The organism is Myxococcus sp. CA023, assembly GCF_010998615.1.
Classification (GTDB): Bacteria; Myxococcota; Myxococcia; order Myxococcales; family Myxococcaceae; genus Myxococcus.
On sequence record NZ_JAAEAH010000059.1, the window covers coordinates 1 to 20,414 of the forward strand.

The following is a 20,414-nucleotide window of genomic DNA, read 5'->3' on the forward strand; positions in this document are numbered from 1 at the left end:
CGCCCCGCCCATCCCGCGCCACCACCCAGAAGGTGACGCGCTGGGGCGTGGCGGGGGTGTCGTACGCCGACGTCGGGTCACCCGGCCGGCCTTCCACGGGCTCCTGGGAGCGGAACTCCTTCACCTCGCCATCGCCGGTGGCGAACCAACTGAAGAAGACCTGCTCGGGGCGCGGGCCTTCGTCCGTCTCTTCGATTTCGACGCTGCCCTCGGCCAGCACCGGCGTGAAGGTCACCTCGCGCGACACAGGCAGCGGGCCGGTGAGCGGCGCGCCGTCCCACAGGACGTCCGACACCACCGGGTTCTGGTTGGGCGTGGTGGTGGCCCGTAACGTCACCCGGCGCACGCCGCGCTCCGTGCCCTCCGGTGTGCCGCTGCCGTCCGTGGCCTCGTAACCGATGAAGAGCGGAATGCCCCGGGCCAGCGCCTCGCGCAGCGCCGGATCCTCGGGGTCCAGCGTTCCACCGCCACCCGGATTGCCCGCGGCCAGCGCCTCCAGCAACACCGCCTGCACGTTCGGGTCCGAAAGCGACAGCTCGCCGTCCGGCAACGGCACGCTGTCGTCCCCCGGGCACCGCCCGTCATAGGGATTGCCAGTGAAGCGGCACAGCGCGTAGCGGACGGTGACGGGTCGCGCGTCCGGCGTCACCGCCAGCGCGTTGAACGTCATGGGCCCGGGCAGCGAGGAGGCATCCGGGTCCACCACCAGCTCGGCGGGCTCCGCCTGGATGGCCAGCACGCGCACGCGCCGGATTTCACTCTGAAGCTCGAAGTCGGGCCCGCAGCCAGCGAGCAGCAGCACCACGAGCGCGGGGAGGATGGAACGCATGCTCAGAAGCTCCCCCGGGCGCCGATGATGGGAAGGATGGGCAGTCCTTCAAAGAAAGCGCTTTGGGTGTAGTTGTAGTTGTAGGCGATGCCTTCCACCGCCGGGTTGTTGTACGCGTTCGTCAGGTCCAGGTAGACGTTGAGCGCCCACTTCTCGAAGGCGAAGTTCTTGTCCACGCGGATGTCCAGCTGGTTGAAGGACGGCAGCCTGCGCGAGTTCACCGCCGCGTAGAGCGGGATGAAGACATCCGACCCGTCGTCGCGCACCGAGCCCACCACCGGCGTCGTGGGGTTGCCCGAAGCGAAGCGCATGCGCGCGCCCACCTCCCAGCCCGCCGGCAGCTTGTAGGACGCAATCGCTGTCAGCACGTGCGTCTGGTCATTGTCGAAGAGGCGCCAGCCCACGCCCGGCGCGTCCCGGCGCTCGCTGCGGCTGAGCGTGTAGGAGACCCAGCCGAAGAGCCGGTCCGTCAGCGCGCGGCGCACCAGCACCTCCAGTCCGTAGATGCGCCCCACGCCGCCGTTGCTCAGGCGCTCGGGCACCCGCTGGCCGTTGCGCACCACCGTGGCGTTGGAGCGGACGATGAGCCCGTCCAGGTCGTTGTAGAAGACCTCGCCGCCCACGAACCACTCCGGCCGCGCCTGCCACTCCGCGCCCACGCTGTACTGGAGCGACCGCTTCGCACGCAGGTCCGGGTTGCCGAAGGCCACGCTCGGCTCATCTTGCACGGGAGGCCCGTGGTAGACGCCCGCGCCGCCCTTGAGCGTCAGCGTGTCCGTCAGGCCGTAGCGGACCGCCAGACGCGGGTTGAAGGTGCGGCGGGCCTCCGTCTGGTCGGTGAAGACGTAGCTCTCCGCGCGCAGGCCCGGCACCAGCAGCAGGCGCGGCACGGGGCGCCAGCGCGCCTCCACCCAGGTGGAGGGGAAGTACTGGAGGAAGTCGCCGTCCGCGGTGAGCACGTCATCGGTGACGGTGGGCGTGGGCGGCTCCCCCTCGCGGGAGAGGCCCTGGATGCGCGCGGTGACGCGGGCGAAGTTGCTCACCACGTCGATGCCGCCCGCCAGCGTGAGCGCCTCCCCGAAGGCGTACTCCACGGTGGAGCGCAGGTTCAGGTCCGTGGAGGCGATGCGCAGGCCGCGGTCGCCGATGCCGAACTGGACCAGCGTGTTGCCCACCAGGCCGTGCGTGTCCAGGGTGAGCGCGTCCGCGCGGTACCGGTGCCGCAGGCGCAGTTGGTTGAAGCCGGTGGTGACGTTCAGCCCACCGGTGACGGTGGGGTCGTCATCCGCCGGCCGGTCGAAGACGAGCCCCAGCCTGTCTCTGGAGGTGAGTCCCTGCAGCGTGAAGGTGTGGCGCGACTTCGGCTTCCACACCAGCTTGAGCTGCGCGTCGTAGTAACGCGGCGCCACCTGGAGGCTGGGGCCGTTGTCGCCCTGTGGCACCAGGCCCAGCACCAGGTCGATGTACGAACGCCGTCCCGCCACCGCGAAGCTCAGCGTGTCGGTGATGGGCCCCTCCACCACCGCGTTGGATTCGATGAGGCTGACGCCCACGGTGGCGTGGAGCCGATCCGTGCGCGGCTCACGGCTTCGCACGTTGATGACGCCGCCGGTGATGTCTCCGTAGTACGCGGAGAAGTTGCCGGGCAGGTAGTCCACCGCCTCCAGCAGCTCCGAGTTGTAGACGGAGGTGAGGCCGCCGAAGTGGTAGAGCAGCGGAATCCGCTGCCCGTCGAGGAAGACGCCGGACTCCTGCGGGCCCGTACCGCGGATGACGAGCTGGCCACCGTTGAAGGCGGGGCGCGCCACGCCGGGCAGGTTCTGCACCACCTTCAGCGTGTCGCCCTGGGTGCCGGGGACGCGCTGCACCTCGGCCAGTTGGAGCGTCGTCTGCGTCACCTCCTTGCGCTCGCGCTCGCTGCGCACCACCGTCTCGAACGCGCCGAAGATGCGCTTGCGCACGTAGTACGTGGCGCGCGTCTCCTGGCCTTCCGTGAAGGTCTCCTCGGTGCGGAAGCGCTCGTAGCCGCTCTGCACCACCAGCACCTCGTGCGTGCCCAGCGGGATGCCGCGGAAGGAGAAGCGGCCTTCCTCGTCGGTGACGGTGGAGCGATCCAGCGCGGGCAGCACCACCTCCGCGCCCACGAGCGCGTCCCGCGTGCCCCGCTCCAGCGCCCGGCCGCTGAAGTTCACCGGGGCCTCGAGCTCCACGGCGGCGGCGTCCTCACCCTCTGGCGGCGGTGGACGGAAGACGAACTGGTAGGCGTATTCGATGCGCACCGGCGCGGGGACATCGTCCACCTCGGCGGGCTCGAACTGGAACTGGCGGACCGCCTCCACGGCGGCCTCGTCGAAGCCGTGGCCGGCGGGCTGGGACACCTCGACGTTGGAGACGGCGCCCGTCTCCGAGATGTCGACCCACATCACCACCGTGCCCTCGAGCTGCTGGGCAGCGGCTTCCGGCGGATAGACGGCCTCCACCTGGCGCATCAGCGCGGGGGGCTTCGTCAGCACGCCCTGGGGCGCGCCGGCGTCGGCATCCGTGACGCCCGCGTCCTGCTGAGCGGCGGCGCCAGTGGCGGCGAGGAGGCAGAGGACGGCGAGAAGGATTTTCATGAGGGGCGCGGGACTCCCGCGCCCCTCCTAGTGCGGCGCCTACTTCGGCGCGAGCACGATTTCGATGCGGCGGTTCAGACTGCGATTCTCCGCCGAATCGTTGGCCGCGATGGGCTGGTACTGCCCGTAGCCCGCGGCGGAGAGGAACGTCGGGTCCACGCCAGCGTTCTGGAGTGAACGGACCACCGCCATGGCGCGCGCCAGGCTCAGCTCCCAGTTGGACGGGAACTGACCGCCGCCGGTCGGGACGTCGTCCGTGTGGCCTTCCACGCGGATGATCTTCCCCTGCACCGTCTTGAGCGCGTCGGCGATCTTCTTCAGCGCCTCCTCGCCTTCCTTGCCGACCCGGGCGGAGCCGGAGGCGAAGAGAATCTTGTCCTTGAGCTGGACGGTCATCTTGCCCTTGAGCTCGGACAGCTCAATCTTGCCGTCGGAAATCTCCTGCTTGAGGCTCTGGGCCAGGTTTTCGTACTCGGAGCTGCGCTTCTCCAGCTCCTCCTTCGCCTGGGCCAGCTTCTTCGTGTTGCGCGCCAGCTCGTCGTTGAGGGCGGCCAGCTGAGAGTTCTTCTCCTCCAGCGCGCGGCGCTCCGCGGCGCCCGCGGTGAGGCGGGACTCAGCGGTGCCCAGGCGGGTGTTCAGCGCCTCCCGCTCCTGCTCCAGCTCGGCGATCTTCTCTTCCAGCGCCTTCACCTTGGCTTCGGCGGCCTCGCGAGCACCCTTCTCGTCGTTGAGGCCCTTGGCGAAGTTCTCCGCCTCGAGCGCCTTGGCGTCGAACTTCCCCTGCGAAACGCAGCCCGTGGTGGAGAGCGCGACGAGTGCAGCCAGAACCAACGGTTTCCGCATATGTACGTGTCCTCCTGACACCTGTGAATGAAGCGCCAGCCTATCGCTGGTGGTGCTCCGGGTCAGGAAGAACCTCGCACATATTTTGAGCTGAAACGAATGAATGACTGACGGCCAGCCAGGCGCGTCAGTCAGCGCGGAAAAATAGGATGAGAGTTGAGCCAGACGGAGAAGAGTGCGTCCGCGAAGTGCTTGCCGGGGATGTAGACGCCACCGGAGGCGTCTCCTCCGACTTCGAGCCCGACACCCGGGGTGTAGGTGATGATGAGGTCCTCGCCCTTCTGCACGTCCTTCAGCGACGCGAGCATGATGCGCAGGTGGTTCGCCAGCGGCCCCTGACTCAGGGCGGGGCTGTGCTCCAACCCGTCCCGGAAGCTGCCCACGAGCTGATCCCTGGAGATGTTGCGCAGGAAGTGGAAGTGGAGCCGCTTCACGGAGTTGGAGTTGATGGCCTCGTGCGTGGAGCGTGGCCGGTCCTCCATGTAGAGGCTCCAGACGTAGACCTTGAAGAAGAGTTGCTTGTGCAGCTCCATGTGGGCGAGTTCGACGGTGCGCCCCTTGAGGTTCAGCGACACCGGCATGTGCACGCCGCCGACCTGCTTCTGTCCCGCCTGCGCGGCGCCCGCGACGAGCAGCATGCCCGCCACGAGACACCGCAGATTCCCACCCCACGCTCGAGTACCCATGCGCCCGCCCCCCGACCCCGGACCCCACTGAATCCGACAGGACATACGCTGCACACGATGCCCGGCACCGCCAACGCCCGGCAGGGCAACGTTGTACGGCAGTGGACGGCGACAGGTCCTGGTGGCTCAACGTCGGGCACTTAACCGCGAGGGGCCACGACGCAGCGGCTCACCGCGCCGGCGTACGCTCCAGCAGGGCACCGGCCCATGTCAGGCCGCTGCCCACGACGCTCAGCACCACCGCGTCTCCCACGGCGGGGTCGTCCCAGTGCTCGCTCAGGACGCTGGGCGCGCCCGCGGCGCCGGTGTTCCCTCGGGTGTGCACGTTAAAGAAGTGCCGCGCATCCGGCACCTCACACCGCCGCTGCACGGCCTCCAGCATGCGCAGGTTGGCCTGGTGCCCGATGAAGGTGACGGCCCCCGCGCCCTGGTCCGGGTGACGGCCCATGAAGCGCGTGCGCAGTGCCTGGAACGTCTCCCCCGCGCGGCGGATGGCGAACTTCTGCACCTCGCCGCCGTTCTGGGTGAAGTGCCCCATGCGCGGCACGCGCACCTTGTCCGCGCCCGAGGGGTCTCCGGCCAGCAGCGTCTCCGTGAGGTGCCAGCGCCCCGGCACGCGCGGCGACAGGATGGCCGCGGACGCGCCGTCTCCCCACAGCACCGCGCTGGAGCGGTCCGTGTAGTCCACCACGCGCGTGGAGTTGTCCATGTTGACCACCAGCACGTAGTCCGGCATCCGCTCCGGCCGCATGCCCGCCAGGAAGTGCAGCTGCATGCAGAAGGACGAGCAAGCGCTCTGCAGGTCCACCGCCGGCGCATTGATGTTCAGCAGCTGCGCCACCCGGTTGGACTCGGCGGGAATGCACTCGTCCGGACTGCATCCGCCCGCCACCACCAGCCCGATGTCAGACGGCTTCAGCCCCGCGCGCTCCAGCGCCATCAGCGCCGCGCGGCGTCCTGTCTCCGCGTTGCTGAAGAGCGCCGCCTCCTGCGCCGCGCGCACGTCGCGGTTGCGCGTCTCCCGCAGGTAGTCCAGCGGCAGCACCGTGTGCCGCGTGCGGATGCCCACGCGCTCCACAATCCACGCATCGCTGGTCTCCAGCCCCAGCTCCTCGAAGAAGGCGTTGGTCAGAAGGTTGGGAGGATGGAAGTGGCCGAGCGCGTGCAGATACATTCAGAACCCTCTAACCGCGCAGCCTCCCAAAACTCTGTCAGCCGTCTGTCACGCCTCCGCGCCTTCGCGCACAGCAGACGGCCTGCCGGGCCATCAGCCTAACGCGCGGCGTCAGCCTTCCGGCCCATGAGCCGCAGCCGCATCGCGCCCTCGCCGCGCGCCTCGAAGCCCTGCTCGACGGCGTCGTCGGTCAGCTCCACCTTCACCGGCCCGGACAAGGTGAGCTCCAGCAACTGGATGCCCTCCGCGAGGACGGACATCTGCCCTTGCAGCGGAATGGTCAGCAGGAACGGTGCATTGGTTTCCTGGCGTAACACCGTCATCGCCACGTCGAAGATGCCCACGGCGCCGCGCGGGTCCTGACGCACTTCGACCAACCGTGCGCGCGCCTGGGTGACACGGGTGTTATCGCCCTGCTCGTCCACGATTTGCTTCGCGAGCGTATCGGAGAAGCCATCCAGGGTGGCGCCCACCGCCAGCGGATTCTTCGGAAAGGCGGCCTCCATCCGGTCGGGCTTGCCGAGCTCCGGCAGGTGCTTCGCCACCTCGTCTGCTTCCTCCTTGGGCACCGGCTTGCCCGCCGCGTTCGTGATGACCACGCGGTCCTTCTTCCACTCCGCCAGGTACGTCTTCCGGCTGATGGGGCTCGCCTTGCGCTGGACCTTGCCCTGCTGCTCGGCCACCTCGCCCACGTCGTCGAACGCCATCTTCACCTTGGAGATGACCTTCCCCTTCGCGGCCAGCACCGTCACCGTGTGGCGGCTGGACGAGGTCACCGACATCGCCACCGACATCGGCTTGTCCATGTCCGAAGCGCGCAGGTCGAGCGCCAGCCGCATGTCCACGGCGTTGTCCAATTCCTCCTGGTACCCCACGCGGGCGTTCACCTGCTTGAACTGGATGGTCGGTGCCTTCACCTCGGCCGCGGGCACAGCCGGCGCCGTGGCATGGGCGGCGAGCGGCGCGAGCGAGAGCCCCAGGGAGACGACGAACGGATACACGCGGTGCATGTGCTGCCCTCCTGGGACGCCATCCTTTCACGGGCCTCTCGCACGTGTGCCGCTGAAATCGTGCAGTCCGCCAGGAAGCCCATCGTCTGAACCCAGACGGATGGAAGCGCGACCTGCGCCGCCGGGCGGACGGCCCTCCGCCGCGCGCTACAGTTCCGCGAATGAGCGCCGCCCCGGGTCCCCAGGTCCACTTCCGCACCTGCAACCTCTGCGAGGCCATGTGCGGCCTGCGCATCGAGCTGGACGCCGGACGCATCACCTCCATCCGGGGTGACGCGGAGGACCCCTTCAGCCGGGGCCACGTCTGTCCCAAGGCCCTGGCGCTGGAGGACCTGCACCAGGACCCGGACCGGCTGCGCGGCCCCATGCGCCGCACCGCCAGCGGTTGGGAGTCCGTCTCCTGGGACGACGCGCTGGATGAGACCGCGCGCCGCCTGCATGCCATCCAGCGGGAGCACGGCCGTGACGCGGTTGGCTCGTACCTGGGCAACCCGAACGTCCACAACCTGGGCAACATGCTGTTCGCCCCGGAGCTGGTGCGCACGCTGCGCTCGCGCAACCGCTTCTCCGCGACGTCCGTGGACCAGCTGCCGCACCAGTTCACCGCCTACCTCATGTTCGGCCACCAGTTGATGGTGCCGATTCCCGACATCGACCACACCGGCTACATGCTCGTGCTGGGCGCCAATCCCCTGGCATCCAATGGCAGCTTGATGACGGCGCCCGACGTGCGCGCCCGCCTGCGTGCCATCCAGCAGCGCGGCGGCCGCATCGTGGTCATGGACCCACGCCGCACGGAGACGGCGGCCATCGCCGACACGCACGTCTTCATCCGGCCGGGGACCGATGCGCTCGCGCTGCTCGCCCTGCTGCACGTGGCGGTGGTGGAGCACGCGCCACGCCTGGGGCCGCTGGATGCCTTCACCGATGGCCTGGAGACCGTGTGTGCACTGGCCCGGGACTTCCCTCCGGAGAAGGTCTCACCGCACACGGGCGTGCCCGCGCACACCCTGCGCCGCATCGCCCGGGACTTCCTCTCCGCGCGAGCCGCCGTGTGTTACGGCCGCATGGGCGTGTCCACCCAGGCCTTCGGCGCGCTCTGCCAATGGCTCATCACCGTGCTCAACGTGGTGAGCGGCAACCTGGACCGGCGCGGCGGCGCCATGTTCACCCTGCCCGCGTTCGACGTCGTCGGAGGCCCCCGGGCCCTGGCGGTGGGCCGCGGCGGCTTCGGCCGCTGGAAGAGCCGCGTGCGAGGGCTCCCCGAGTTCGCGGGGGAGTTGCCCACGGCGGCGATGGCGGAGGAGATGCTCACGCCAGGCCCAGGCCGCGTCCGCGCGCTGCTCACCGTCGCGGGCAACCCCGCGCTGTCCACGCCTGATGGCGCTCGGATGGAACAGGCGCTCGCGGGCCTGGACTTCATGGTGAGCATCGACCCGTACCTCAACGAGACGACGCGCCACGCACACCTCATCCTCCCGCCGGTGTCACCGCTGGAGCGCAGCCACTACGACATCGCCTTCCACGCGCTGGCGGTGCGCAACACCGCGAAGTACTCGCCCGCCCTCTTCGAGCCCGGGCCGGACAGCCGCCAGGACTGGCAGATTCTGCTCGCCCTCCAGCACCGGCTGCTGACGCTGCGCAAGGGCCGCCCCTCCGTGCGCGCCACGCTCAAGTACCAGGCCCTGTCCCGTCTGGGTCCGGAGCGGGTGCTGGACCTGGGCCTGCGGCTGGGGCCTTACGGCGCGCGCGTCCACCCGGCGAAGCAGGGCCTCACCCTGGAGAAGCTGCGCCAGTCGCCCCACGGCATCGACCTGGGGCCGCTCCAGTCCTGCCTGCCCCGGCGTCTCCAGACGAAGGACCGCCGCATCCACCTGGCGCCGGAGCTGCTGGTGGCGGACGTGCGACGCCTGCAAGCAGCCTTCCCCCAGGACACCGTCCCCGAGCAGCACAGTGGCGAGCTGCTGCTCATCGGCCGGCGGCACCTGCGCGACAACAACTCCTGGATGCACAACGTACCGGGCCTGCTGAAGGGCAAGCCGCGCTGCACGTTGATGATGCACCCGGAGGACGCGGCCCGGCGGGCGCTCGCCGACGGCATGGAGGCCACCGTCACCTCGCGCGTGGGCACGGTGACGGTGCCCATCCACGTGACGGACGAGGTGATGCCCGGCGTGGTGAGCCTGCCCCACGGTTACGGACATGGCCGCCAGGGCACCTGGCTCGCCGTGGCCACCGCCCACGCGGGCGCCAGCCACAACGACCTCACGGACGCGCAGACCGTGGACGCGCTCTGCGGCAACGCCGCCTTCAGCGGCACGCCGGTGCGGGTGCTACGGGCAGCGGCGCCCGAATCCGCCACACCAGCGGGATGAGCGCCCCCACCAGCACGAACAGCAGCTGCACCAGGTGCCCCAGTAGCGCCACCGACATGGCGCGCGCGGCCGTGGTGTCCAGCACGCCCGCCGCCAGCGCGAAGGCGCCGTCACTCACGCCCACCTGCCCTGGTACCAGCGAGCCCACCGCCAGCGCGCACAGGTAGAGGCCCTGGGCGAAGAACGCCTGCACCAGTGAGGTGTCGATGCCCACCGCGTAGGTCAGCACGCCGTACTGCGCCACCTGGAACAGCCGGCTGCACAAGAACGCCAGCATGGGCGACCACGGCAGCAACGAGCCACACCGCGCCGAGGCCTTGAACTGCTCCGCATGGAGCGCCCAGCGGCTGAAGCGACACACCAGCCACGCACCGGGCCGCTTCGCGCGCATGCACGCGCGCACGCCCACCGACAGCAGCACCAGCAACACGCCATGCGCCAGCATGAGCATCGTGAAGAGGGACATGCCCGTCAGCAGGTAGGACGCCAGGGCGCAGGGGAACGAGATGAAGCCTCCCGCCGCCAGGGACGCCGCCTGCGAGGTCGCCGCCGCCGCGGTGGCGGTTCCCCCGCCCATGTAGGGACTCAGCAGGGCCGCCTTGGTGGCCTCCGCCGCGGCGCGGCCCGCCGGGGCCATGCTGGACACCGCGGTACCGATGAGCTGCGCGCGGGCCAGGACGCGCCAGGGCACGCGCCCCGCTCCCGGGCCATAGGCACGCCGCGTGGCCAGCCCGTCCATGCACTGCCGCCCCAACTCCAGCAACACCACCCACGGCAGCCAGGGCGCTGCGCCGGACAACACGGCGCCCAGTTCGCGGGGCCCGGCCTTGTGGACCAGCAACGCCAGTGTGCCCACACCCGCCAGCGCGAAGACGGGCCGAAGCCCCACCACCATCCACCGCTTCAGGACCCGCTGCGGCGCCGCTGCTCCCACAGCGCCTGCTGGCGGGGCCAGGGACAACTCCCCGTGCGCGTTGCTCACCATCGACCTCCTCGCCGTCCCGTTGCCCGCTGCGGAAAGTGGGCAGCGTGGACGCAACTGGCGAGCCCCGCCTGTCCGCCTGTCCCCGCCCACGCGGAGCCCGCGTCCAGCGATGGACAGGCGCCCCGCCCCCGGAAGGCAAGGCGGTGGGGCACGGCGACTGCTTGGATGCTCGGCGCGCCCCTCGAAGGCCGCTAGGGTGCGCCCCACACTCCCACACGAAGCATGGAGCGTCCCATGAAAGCAGTGCGGTTCTCAGCCTTCGGACAGCCACTGAAGGTGGTGGAAGTCGTGGAGCAGCCGGACGTGGCGCTGAAGCCGGGCGAGGCCCGGATTGACGTGCTGGCCACACCCATCAATCCCTCCGACATCCTCACGCTCAGCGGCCAGTACGGACAGCTCCCGAAGCTCCCCGCGGTGCCCGGCAACGAAGGCGTCGGCCGCGTCGTCGAGGTCCAGGACTCCAGCGCCGTGAAGGTGGGTGACGTCGTATTTCTCCCGCTGGGCACGGGCACCTGGTGCACCCAATTGGTCGCTCCCGCGGACTCGCTCCTGCGGGTGCCACCGGGAACCGACCTACGGCAGGCCGCCATGCTGTTCATCAATCCTCCGACCGCGGACCTGCTGCTGCGGGACTTCGTCGCGCTGCAGCCCGGCGAGTGGGTGATACAGAACGCCGCCAACTCGGCGGTGGGCCGCTCCATCATCCCCCTGGCGAAGCAGGCTGGCTTCAAGACGCTGAACGTGGTGCGGCGTGAAGAACTGGCGCCGGAGCTCACCGCGCTGGGCGCGGACGCCGTGCTGCTGGACTCGGATGAACTGCCGGAGCGCGTGCGCGAGGTGACGGGCGGCGCCAAGGTCCGGCTGGCCATCGACGCCGTCGGCGGTGAGTCCACCCGGCGCCTGGGTGACGTGCTCACGCGCGGCGGCGTGGTGGTGAACTACGGCGTGATGAGCGGCAAGGGCCCTCGGTTGTCAGCCGCCGCCACCATCTTCAAGGACATCACCCTGCGCGGCTTCTGGCTGGTGACGTGGATGAAGAAGACGCCGCGCGAGGAGCAGGGCGCCCTCTTCGCCCGGCTCGCGAAGCAGGTGGCGGAGGGCACACTCCACGTTCCGGTGGAGGGAACCTTCTCCCTGGAGTCCATTCAGGAGGCCCTGACGCGCGCCATGGAAGGTGGGCGCGCCGGCAAGGTGCTCCTCACGCCCAACGGCGCGCTCTGAGGCGCCGAGGACCGCCGCCCCGTCAGCCCCAAGGGCCCTGGAACAACTCCCCGAAGCGCAGGGCCAACTCCGGGCGCCGCACCAGCAGCGTCCCCCACGCGGTGGCCTCCGACGTCCAGGTGGCCACCGACAGGCCGTGCGCCTCGAACACCGCCATCACGTCGTTGTTCGCGCTGATGACCTTCAACAGCCGCGTGTAGTCCAGCAGCGTGCGCAGCCGGGCCTCCGGGAAGCACACCTCCAGGTCGAGCGGCTGCACCGGCCCACGCGGATTCAGCAGCACCAGCGGCGTGCGCAGCGGCGCGACCTCCACGTCATGCATGGGCGGTGGCGCATCCACCTGACGTGCCATCAACTCCCGCTGGCGCTCCAAGTCCCGCTGGCGGGACGCCTCCACCATGCGCCGGAGCTCCGCCTCGCGCGCCTGGTCCTCCCGCTGCCGCTTCCGCTCGAGGTGCTCCCGAATCAACCGGACATCGACCTCGATGTCCTCCAGGAAGTCGTGGGAGTAGCTCCGCTCGCTCGACGTAGGTGACGCGGCGACGACACGCTCCCGGAAGCTGGGGAACCAGGCCAGGAAGCGCTCCGCGTCCGGGTCGAGCGCGTCGACGTCCCGCCTCACGGTCCCCGACAACACCGCCGCCGCGTATGACACCGCGAGCGACGTGGCACGCGGCCACGCATCCACCCGGACCTCCGCCGCCTTCCACACCGGTTCGAGGCGGCGCGATAGGTCCTCCGGGGGCGACTGACGGACCAGCGCATCCACACACTCCGGCAGCTGCTCCGGGTCCTCCACCGGCCACCACGTCTGGAAGCACACCACCGCGTCGGGCTCCGCCGCCTGCTGCCGTTCCCAGAGTGCCGCCCTCCACGGCGTGAAGGTGGCCAACAAGTCTGTGCGCTCGTCCGGGTGCTGCTGGAAACGCCGCCACACGACGTCGATGAACACGGCCTGCTGACTGTCGCCATTCCACCCGCGCACCACCTTCGCCAGCGGCGCCAGCAGGCGTTCGCGGCCCTCCCCCGTCCAGAGCGCCATCAGCAAACGCGCGCCCTGGCCGGGAGCGAACGCATCGCCCCACCGCAGCCGAGAGGGCAGTGACAGCACCGCCTCCAACAACGGCTCCGTGCACGGCGCCTCGCGACTCCACGTGTTCAACCGGAGTGCATCCTCCTCGTCAGCGAGCGTAAGGAACCGGGAGAAGGCCGCGTCCTGGAAGCGGCTGGCGCGAAGCGATGGTGGCTCTCGCGCAAGGGACTCGGACACCGCGGAGACGAAGGCGCGCGTCTCCGCCACGCGGTCCGCGTCCCGCGCGGCGGCGGCCCACTCGAGGAAACGAAGAGCATCCGCCGCGGAGAGCCGCGCCAGCCGCGCGAGCGCCCAGTCCACCCACAACGCTCGTTCCTCCGGCGGCAACGCCGCGAAAGGCCGGCCACGGGCCCAGCCATGCAGCGCCTCCGCCAGTCCGCCCTCCACCCGGTGGGACACGGCGAGCAACGCACTCAGCGCCCCCGGAGGCGCCTGAGCGGGCAACCGCCGCAACACGTCGAGCGCGAAGTCCGCGTCTCCCCGCGACGCCATCCGCTCCAGCAATCGCACGGAGCCCCGCGCCGCCAACGACCGACGCGCCTCCGCGGCCCGCGCCAGGTCCGTGGACTCCACGGCCGCGAGGAGGCCGTCCTCGTCCTGCAAGCAGAGCGCGCATTCGAAGCGCACGTCCGCGTCCGGATGGCGCAGGCCCTCACGCAGCGCGAGCAGCAGGTCCGCGTCCGGCGCCTGCCCGGTGGCCCGCATCCACGCCACGGCGGCGCGCGCCCCCTGCTCCGGAAACCGGGCGAAGGCGGCGCGAGCGAGCCGCGCGATGCGCTCGGTGGCCACCCGGGACCTGCGCGCGCGTGACCACACCCGCCACCGGGTGAGCGCCAGCGCCGCCTCGCAGCCGAAGCGGCCGTCATCCTCCAGACACGTCAGCACCATGTCGAGCGCCGCGCGCGAAGGCGTCCCTTCGTGGACGTCCACCAGCGCGGAGAGCCACCGTGCCTCCAGCGCGGGAACGGCTGTGTGCAGCCCCTCCTCCGGCTCGGCGGCGGACTCCTCCTCGGGCACGTGCCAGGGAAGCCGCTGGGCCCACCGGTCCTCGACCTCCTCCTCGAAGCCCCGGAGCAACAACGCTTGCTCGTAGCGCCGCACGTCGACGAGCAGGCGCCGCACATGGGCCCACATCCTCGCGTAGCGCGACTCCAACCGCTCCGCCATCGAGGTGGGGAGGAGCAACACCCGGTCCGCCAGCGCATACCGGTCCACCCCCGCGTGCACGAGCATCCGCGCGGCGCCGTACCGCTCCGGAGGAACCGGGCCGCAGTCGCACCGAGGGCACAGGAGGCCCGGCGCGTGGAAGCGCGTGCAGGCCGGGCAGCGGACCTGGGCCCCTCGGCGGGCACCATTCTCTAGCGGGGGAGGCATGCGTCTTCTCTACACCGACAGGGGCCACTCCGCCCCACCCCTCAACCGTCGCGACGCAATTATACGGCAAAGCCACACGGCATCCGCGAATCATTCGCAATGCCATGGCGCGACTGTAACGCAAAATGTTTCAATTCCTCTCAACCTCCGCGCGGCCCTGGGCAGCGCTGACTCCGTCTGTTGCAACCAGTAGCCCTCACCCAAGGAGAACCACCCATGAAGCAGACCTTTGCTGTCCTGGCGGCGCTCGCCGTATCCACCCTGGTGGCCTGTGGTGGCGTTGAAGCCGTGGAGCCGCGGGAGGAGCTGGGGCAGGAGTCGAACGCCCTCGTCTCCTGTTCGACGGAGTGTGCGACGGGCCCGTCGCTCTCGTGTTGGGGCACGACCTGCTCCGCGTCCAACGACAACTACGTCCAGTGTGACGGCAACTACCAGTACTGCCCCACCACGCCCCCGCCGCCGCTCGACTGCAGCCTGTCGCGAGAGGCGTGCGTGAACGTCCTCGGCCTCGCATGCTCCCCCAGCGGCTCCAAGCGGAAGTGCTGCATCGAAGACATGCCCATCGGCAACTGCCAGTGCATGCACAACGGCCAGTGGACGTGCACCGTCCCGGCCGAAGCTCCGTAAACCCATCCCGCGACCCGACTGACGCATGGAAGCCCGGGGAGCGGGCGTGCCCGACACGCCCGCTCCTCCTTTCTTTTCGACAGACGCGCCCGGCACACGCCATGGGTTGAGCGCGCCAAAGGAAGTGGAAGGATGGCCCAGGCAAAGAATCCGCTATTTACATAAAAATCTGGCTATCCATTGACACGCTGTCCATTGCTCGATATTTGTGATTCGCCACGAACGGGGGGACCGTATCGAGCATCCTCAGGAATGCTCAGCGGCGTGGCTGCCCAGAACCCACACATCGTCACAACTGCGCTGGAGACCTCTCCACGAACAGCGGCCCCTCCTTCCGGACCGCCGGTCAGGATTCGTACGCTCGTATCCGCGGCTTGAGTGGCGCGGAGGGCGGGACGCGTCTGTCCGGCGGACGGAAGTGCCCGCCAGACGCGCACCAGGAAGCCACCGTCATGGACCCAACCCGCAATGCCTTTCCCGAGAAGAACCGTGATCTCGCCGTGGGCTCAGCCCGGCTCCAGGAAGTCCAGAAGGCGGTCCATTACTACGTGGACAACCATCACTGTGACGTCATTGGGCGGGTGTTTCACGGGATGCCAGGCCGGGAGGCGCGCGTCAGCTTCAGTCCGACGCGCAGGGATGTGAGGCTGGACGCGGAGGGGCCTCGGGACGTCCTCCACTTCGGCTCCTACAACTACTCCGGGCTGAACGGGCACCCGCGCGTGGTGGCCGCGGCGGAGGCGGCGCTGCGCCGCTACGGGACGACGGTCAGCGGCGTGCGTCTGCTCAACGGGACGTGTGAGCTGCACCTGGAGCTGGAGCGCGCGCTGGCGGAGTTCCTGGGCTTCGAGGACTGCGTCACCTACAGCAGCGGCTACGCGGCGAACCTGTCGGTGCTGTCCGCGCTGTGCGGCGAGGGCGACGTGGTGCTGTCGGACATGCTCAACCACCAGTCCATCATCGACGGGCTGAAGCTGTCCGGCACGGACATCCGCACCTACCGGCACAAGAGCCTGCGCAGCATCGAGTCCACGCTGAAAAAGCTGCCGTACGAGCAGCGCAAGTTCATCATCACCGACGGCGTCTTCAGCATGGACGGCGACGTGGCGGACCTGCCGGGCATCGTGGCGCTCGCGGAGAGCTACAACGCCTTCGTCCTCGTGGATGATGCGCACGCCACCGCCGCCATGGGCCCCAACGGCCGCGGCACCCCGGCCTATTTCGGGCTCCAGTCGCAGGTGGACGTGCTCACCGGCAGCCTCAGCAAGGGCCTGCCGGGCATCGGAGGCTTCGCGGCCGGCGCCAAGGCCACCATCGACCTGCTGCGCTTCGGCTCCAACGGCTACATCTTCTCCGCCTCGCTGCCGCCGCCCATCGCCGCGGGCCTGCTGGAGGGCATCCGCATCCTCCAGGAGCAGCCCGAGCTCCAGGAGCGCCTGCACCACAACGAGAACTACCTGCGCGCCGGCATCCGCGCCATGGGCCTGGACTGCATGAACAGCGAGTCCCCCATCATCCCCATCCTGATGCCCGCCTACGAGAAGACGTTCGAGCTGACGCGGCTGCTCCACCTGGAGGGCATCTACGTCAACCCGGTGGGCTACCCCGCCGTGAGCAAGAACCGCACGCGCCTGCGCATCAACGTCAGCGCCAACCTCACCCAGGCGGACCTGGACCGCTTCCTGGACGCGCTGGACCGCTGCAGCCGCAAACTCAACCTCCAGGACGCGCCGCCGCTCCAGCAGACCGGCACCTGAGCCGGCGCCCTACGCCACCCACGCCACTGGAAGACCCGCCATGGACCTCAAGGAACAGCTCCTCTACGGCCTGCCTGTGTTCCTCGCTCCCATTCTCATCGAGCTGGTGGTGGGGCTCTTGCGGCGCAAGCCGGCCTACCGGCTCAATGACCTGCTCACCAACGTGACGATGAGCCTGCTCACCGTCCTGGGCAGCGTGGTCATCGCGGGCGCCACCTTCGTCTTCTACGGCTACGTCTACAAGCACCACGCCCTCTTCAGCCTGGCGAACGACTCCGCGTGGACGTGGGTGGTGGCCTTCTTCGCCTACGACTTCTTCTATTACTGGGCGCACCGGATGCACCACACCATGGCGTGGATGTGGGGCGTCCACGTCGCCCACCACTCCGGCGAGGACATGAACTTCGGCCTCGCGGTGCGGCAGAGCGCGCTGGGTGAGCTGACCACGTGGCCCTTCTTCGTGCCCATGGCGCTGCTGGGCATCGCGCCGGAGGTGTTCCTGGGCATCACCGGCATCCAGCTCATCTTCCAGTACGCAATCCACAACACCTACGTCCCGCCGCTGGGCTGGCTGGAGTACGTGCTCGTCACGCCCTCCCAGCACCGGGTCCACCACAGCCGCAACACGCCGTACATCGACAAGAACTACGGCAACATCCTCGTCGTCTGGGACCTGCTTTTCCGCACCTACCAGCCGGAGCTGAAGGACCAGCCTCCCGTCTACGGCCTGCGCAGCAGCCTGCGCTCGTGGAACCCCTTCACCGCGCACTTCCACTACTTCGTGGAGCTGCTCCAGAAGTCCGCCGCCTGCGCGCGGCTGGCCGACAAGGTGCTGTGCTTCATCAAGGGGCCGGACTGGAACCCGCCGTCGCTGCGCGAGGAGCGCTTCACCGGCCACCCGGATGACGGCCCTTCCGCCACCTTCAAGAAGTACGACCCGCGCCTGCCCATGCCCGTCACCGCCTACTGCGTGACACAGTTCTTCAGCCTGGCGGCCAGCATCCTGCTGCTGGCGTGGTACCTGGACACGCTCAGCCCCGGGGCCCGCGCCGTGACGCTGGGGCTGGTCCTCTTCGGTACCTGGAGCCTGGGCGCGCTGATGGACTCGCGCGCCTTCGCATGGCGGCAGGAGTTCGCGCGGCTGGCGGGTATCGCGCTGCTGGGTCCCGCCCTGGCGCTGATGGAGGGCGTGCCGCTGGTCAGCGCGCTCCCCATCCTGCTCCACCCCGTCCTCAGCGCCGCGTGGCTGCTGCGCTTCCGCGCCGCGTTCCACGAAGGCGCTGACACCTCCAACCGAGGCTCCGGCGCCATAGCCGCCTGAAAGCCCCGCCCCCTGTTTCGACGTCCCCAACCCACCCGAAAGACATGACCGCGTCCGCACCCGTCACCGGAAGCGCTCCCGCCTTCCACACCTTCCCGCGCCCCCTCGACGTGCGTTGGGTCGGCTCCATCAACGACATCGGCCGGGAGGACTGGCACACCTGCTTCCCGCCCACCGACGTGATGCAGTCCTTCGAACTGCACCAGGCCACCGAGGCCGCCAGCATCGAGGACGTGCGGTTCCACTACCTGGTCCTCCGAAACGAGGGCGCGGTGGTGGCCATCGTCCCCTGCTTCCGCTTCCGGATGTCGCTGACGGTCATCGCCCCGGAGAACGTCAACAAGGTGGTGTCCCAGGTCCGCCGCGCGTTCCCGGACTTCCTCTTCCTGAACGCGTTCGTCATCGGCACGCCCATCGCCATCTGCAAGGACTTGCTGGGCGTGCGCGCGGACCTGCCGAAGGCGCGGCGTGACGACGTGCTGCGCGCCATCTCCCGCGAGGTGATTGCCCGCGCCCGGCACCTGAAGCTGGGCCTGGTCTTCATGAAGGAGTTCACCTCCCAGAAGCTGCCCGAGGTGAAGGACGTGCTGTCCCCGCGCTTCAACTTCGTGGAGAGCGCGGCCACCACCTACCTGTACCTGGGCGAGCCGGGGAAGAGCACCTTCAAGGACCGGCTGCGCAAGAAGTACCGCTCCCTGATGAACAACCGCATGGCCCGCGTCCAGGAGGCGGGCATGCGCTGGGAGACCGTCTCCGACTTCTCACGCTACGCCGCGCAGATGCACCCGCTGTACCTGCAGGTCCTCAACCGCTCGAAGATTCGCTTCGAGACGCTCAGCGTGGACTTCTTCGCCCAGCTGCCCCAGCGCCTGGGCGACCGCGTCTTCGCGCTCCTGTGCTTCAAGGGCGAGCAGCTGGTGTCCTTCGAGCTGTTCCTCAAGGACGCGGAGTGGGTCCACCCCATCTACCTGGGCCTGGACTACAGCCTCCGCGACGAGGGCTCGCTGTACTTCAACAGCATCTACAAAATCGTGGAGGTGCTGGAGTCCCAGGGCAAGTCGGTGGTGCAGCTGGGACAGACGAGCTACGCGGTGAAGGCCAGCATCGGCGCGGTGGTGGACCGGCTGTACCTGGCCGTGCACCACACCAACCCGGTGCTGGACCAGTTGCTGAAGCGCTTCGGCGCGGAGCTCTTCCCGCCCACGCCCCTGCCCCGCTCGCAGCGCGTGTTCCGGGACATGAAGGAGAACGACGACGGCCTGGCCCGCCATGGCATCCACTTCGAGCGGCTGGACGCGGAGGGCGACGAATGACGGCGAAGGCGGGCATCACCACGAAAGTCGTCCCTCGCATCCAGGACGTGCCCCAGGTGCTGTGGGACGACAAGGTGGCGCGGGGCCACCCCTTCAAGAGCGCCGCGTTTCTCTCCTGCCTGGAGGACTCGTTCCCGGAGCGGAAGTTCGGCTACCTCATCGTGTCGCAAGGCGCGGACGTCGTCGGACTGGCGGTCATCACCGAGGAGCGCCTGGACTTGAGCCTGCTGCTGCCGGAGCAGGTGGGCACGCTGACCAAAGGCGTGCGCAAGGTGCTGCCCGGCTTCCTGTCGCTGGGCCTGGGCATGGTCGGCACCTTCGAAACGGCGGAGCGGCACTGGTGGTACGACGCGCAGCGCGTGTCCGAGCATGACTTCGCGCGGGAGCTGCTCGCCGCTTGCGACGAGGTGTGTGGCAACGCCGCGCTGCTGCTGGTGCGCGACTTCATGGAGGCCCTGCCCGAGGACGTGCGCCTGGAGTCGTGGTTCCTCCAGCGGGGCTTCAAGCAGGTGGCCAACCACCCCATGGCCATGGTGACGCTGGACGGGCTGAGCAGCGAGGCCCACTTCCAGCGGCTGAAGAAGAAGTCGCGGCAGAACCTGCGCAAGAAGCTGAAGGACGCGGAGGCGCTGGGCTTCCAGGTGGAGCGGGTGCGGGACTTCCGCCCCCTCATCGACGAGTGCTACCCGCTCTACCTCCAGGTCCATGAGGGCGCCTCGGAGTTCAAGCGCAACCCGTTCCCTCGGGCCTTCTTCGAGACCATCGCGGAGCGGATGCCCACCACCAGCAGCTTCCTCACGCTGCGGGATTCGGCCGGGCACCTGATTGCCTTCATCCTCACGGGCACCGGGGGCGGCATCAACAACCCCTTCTGCATCGGCATGGACTACGCCCGGACGGAAGGCACGCCGGCCTACTACCTGATGATGTGGAAGGAAATCGAGCACGCGGCCCGCACGGGATGCCGAGTGGTGGACCTGGGCCTCACCAGCTACTTCGTGAAGCAGACGGTGGGCGCGGAGCTGGAGGGCATGACGATGGCCGCCCGCATCCAGTCCGCGTGGCTGCGGCCCCTGCTCAATCCCCTGCTGCCCGCGCTGCTGAGCGAGAAGCAGCCGCAGGAGCGGCGGAAGTTCCGCGTCTCCACGTTCGACGACGACTCGCAGCCCCCCACTGACCAGGCCGCCTGAC

15 protein-coding genes are annotated in these 20,414 nt (G+C 69.4%); 7 read left to right on the plus strand and 8 right to left on the minus strand.

The annotated features are described in order from the left end of the window. The 6 genes from F8M74_RS24590 to F8M74_RS24615 form a co-directional block, all read right to left on the minus strand. A partial coding sequence (locus F8M74_RS24590; RefSeq protein WP_141259062.1) for a hypothetical protein occupies positions 1–829 on the minus strand: 829 nt, incomplete at its 3' end. Between the two features lie 2 nt (positions 830–831). Then, the gene (locus F8M74_RS24595) at positions 832–3,444 is read right to left on the minus strand and encodes a TonB-dependent receptor (protein ID WP_141259061.1); all 2,613 of its coding nucleotides are present in this window, start codon (positions 3,442–3,444) and stop codon (positions 832–834) included. A gap of 39 nt (positions 3,445–3,483) precedes the next feature. Further along, positions 3,484–4,287 (minus strand): OmpA family protein, encoded by an 804-nt coding sequence (locus F8M74_RS24600; protein ID WP_011550976.1) that lies wholly within the window; start codon positions 4,285–4,287, stop codon positions 3,484–3,486. A 131-nt stretch (positions 4,288–4,418) separates the two neighbouring features. After that, on the minus strand, positions 4,419–4,973 hold the full coding sequence (locus F8M74_RS24605) for a chalcone isomerase family protein (RefSeq protein ID WP_141259060.1): 555 nt from the start codon (positions 4,971–4,973) through the stop codon (positions 4,419–4,421). A gap of 169 nt (positions 4,974–5,142) precedes the next feature. Continuing rightward, positions 5,143–6,147, minus strand: a complete 1,005-nt coding sequence (locus F8M74_RS24610; RefSeq protein ID WP_141255508.1) for a 3-oxoacyl-ACP synthase III family protein — start codon at positions 6,145–6,147, stop codon at positions 5,143–5,145. Positions 6,148–6,245: 98 nt separating this feature from the next. Then, entirely contained in the window at positions 6,246–7,157 is a 912-nt protein-coding gene (locus F8M74_RS24615) for a hypothetical protein (protein WP_141255509.1), read from the minus strand. A 161-nt stretch (positions 7,158–7,318) separates the two neighbouring features. Between F8M74_RS24615 and F8M74_RS24620 the strand changes: the two genes are divergently transcribed. After that, a complete protein-coding gene (locus F8M74_RS24620) occupies positions 7,319–9,532 on the plus strand; it encodes a molybdopterin-dependent oxidoreductase (RefSeq protein ID WP_141255510.1) in 2,214 nt (737 codons plus the stop codon). Here F8M74_RS24620 and F8M74_RS24625 read toward each other — a convergent pair. Continuing rightward, positions 9,468–10,427, minus strand: coding sequence for a lysylphosphatidylglycerol synthase domain-containing protein (locus F8M74_RS24625; RefSeq protein WP_141255541.1), 960 nt, complete (start codon positions 10,425–10,427; stop codon positions 9,468–9,470). The two genes, F8M74_RS24620 and F8M74_RS24625, sit on opposite strands and share 65 nt — an antisense overlap. Positions 10,428–10,751: 324 nt before the next feature. Between F8M74_RS24625 and F8M74_RS24630 the strand changes: the two genes are divergently transcribed. Next, the gene (locus tag F8M74_RS24630) at positions 10,752–11,738 is read left to right on the plus strand and encodes a zinc-dependent alcohol dehydrogenase family protein (RefSeq protein WP_141255511.1); all 987 of its coding nucleotides are present in this window, start codon (positions 10,752–10,754) and stop codon (positions 11,736–11,738) included. A 22-nt stretch (positions 11,739–11,760) separates the two neighbouring features. On the opposite strand, the gene F8M74_RS24635 is transcribed toward F8M74_RS24630, so the two are convergent. After that, positions 11,761–14,205 (minus strand): hypothetical protein, encoded by a 2,445-nt coding sequence (locus F8M74_RS24635; protein WP_141255512.1) that lies wholly within the window; start codon positions 14,203–14,205, stop codon positions 11,761–11,763. Positions 14,206–14,421: 216 nt separating this feature from the next. On the opposite strand from F8M74_RS24635, the gene F8M74_RS24640 reads away from it, so the two are divergent. The 5 genes from F8M74_RS24640 to F8M74_RS24660 all read left to right on the plus strand — a co-directional run bounded on the left by F8M74_RS24640 (position 14,422) and on the right by F8M74_RS24660 (position 20,413). Further along, positions 14,422–14,832 (plus strand): hypothetical protein, encoded by a 411-nt coding sequence (locus tag F8M74_RS24640; RefSeq protein WP_141255513.1) that lies wholly within the window; start codon positions 14,422–14,424, stop codon positions 14,830–14,832. A 452-nt stretch (positions 14,833–15,284) separates the two neighbouring features. After that, positions 15,285–16,589, plus strand: coding sequence for an aminotransferase class I/II-fold pyridoxal phosphate-dependent enzyme (locus F8M74_RS24645; RefSeq protein ID WP_141255514.1), 1,305 nt, complete (start codon positions 15,285–15,287; stop codon positions 16,587–16,589). 40 nt (positions 16,590–16,629) lie between these two features. Next, positions 16,630–17,910, plus strand: coding sequence for a sterol desaturase family protein (locus F8M74_RS24650; RefSeq protein WP_141255515.1), 1,281 nt, complete (start codon positions 16,630–16,632; stop codon positions 17,908–17,910). Between the two features lie 44 nt (positions 17,911–17,954). Continuing rightward, positions 17,955–19,223, plus strand: coding sequence for a GNAT family N-acetyltransferase (locus F8M74_RS24655; RefSeq protein ID WP_141255516.1), 1,269 nt, complete (start codon positions 17,955–17,957; stop codon positions 19,221–19,223). Then, a complete protein-coding gene (locus tag F8M74_RS24660; RefSeq protein WP_141255517.1) occupies positions 19,220–20,413 on the plus strand; it encodes a GNAT family N-acetyltransferase in 1,194 nt (397 codons plus the stop codon). The genes F8M74_RS24655 and F8M74_RS24660 overlap by 4 nt, the downstream gene beginning before the upstream one ends. The last annotated feature ends 1 nt before the right edge of the window (position 20,414 follow it).

Bases quoted from the DNA above. Each gene is read 5' to 3' on its own strand.
- F8M74_RS24625 (WP_141255541.1), bottom strand. From the start codon at position 10,427: ATGGTGGTGGGGCTTCGGCCCGTCTTCGCGCTGGCGGGTGTGGGCACA.
- F8M74_RS24620 (WP_141255510.1), top strand. From the start codon at position 7,319: ATGAGCGCCGCCCCGGGTCCCCAGGTCCACTTCCGCACCTGCAACCTC.
- F8M74_RS24635 (WP_141255512.1), bottom strand. From the start codon at position 14,205: ATGCCTCCCCCGCTAGAGAATGGTGCCCGCCGAGGGGCCCAGGTCCGC.
- F8M74_RS24650 (WP_141255515.1), top strand. From the start codon at position 16,630: ATGGACCTCAAGGAACAGCTCCTCTACGGCCTGCCTGTGTTCCTCGCT.
- F8M74_RS24595 (WP_141259061.1), bottom strand. From the start codon at position 3,444: ATGAAAATCCTTCTCGCCGTCCTCTGCCTCCTCGCCGCCACTGGCGCC.
- F8M74_RS24640 (WP_141255513.1), top strand. From the start codon at position 14,422: ATGAAGCAGACCTTTGCTGTCCTGGCGGCGCTCGCCGTATCCACCCTG.
- F8M74_RS24645 (WP_141255514.1), top strand. From the start codon at position 15,285: ATGGACCCAACCCGCAATGCCTTTCCCGAGAAGAACCGTGATCTCGCC.
- F8M74_RS24600 (WP_011550976.1), bottom strand. From the start codon at position 4,287: ATGCGGAAACCGTTGGTTCTGGCTGCACTCGTCGCGCTCTCCACCACG.
- F8M74_RS24605 (WP_141259060.1), bottom strand. From the start codon at position 4,973: ATGGGTACTCGAGCGTGGGGTGGGAATCTGCGGTGTCTCGTGGCGGGC.
- F8M74_RS24610 (WP_141255508.1), bottom strand. From the start codon at position 6,147: ATGTATCTGCACGCGCTCGGCCACTTCCATCCTCCCAACCTTCTGACC.
- F8M74_RS24655 (WP_141255516.1), top strand. From the start codon at position 17,955: ATGACCGCGTCCGCACCCGTCACCGGAAGCGCTCCCGCCTTCCACACC.
- F8M74_RS24660 (WP_141255517.1), top strand. From the start codon at position 19,220: ATGACGGCGAAGGCGGGCATCACCACGAAAGTCGTCCCTCGCATCCAG.
- F8M74_RS24630 (WP_141255511.1), top strand. From the start codon at position 10,752: ATGAAAGCAGTGCGGTTCTCAGCCTTCGGACAGCCACTGAAGGTGGTG.
- F8M74_RS24615 (WP_141255509.1), bottom strand. From the start codon at position 7,157: ATGCACCGCGTGTATCCGTTCGTCGTCTCCCTGGGGCTCTCGCTCGCG.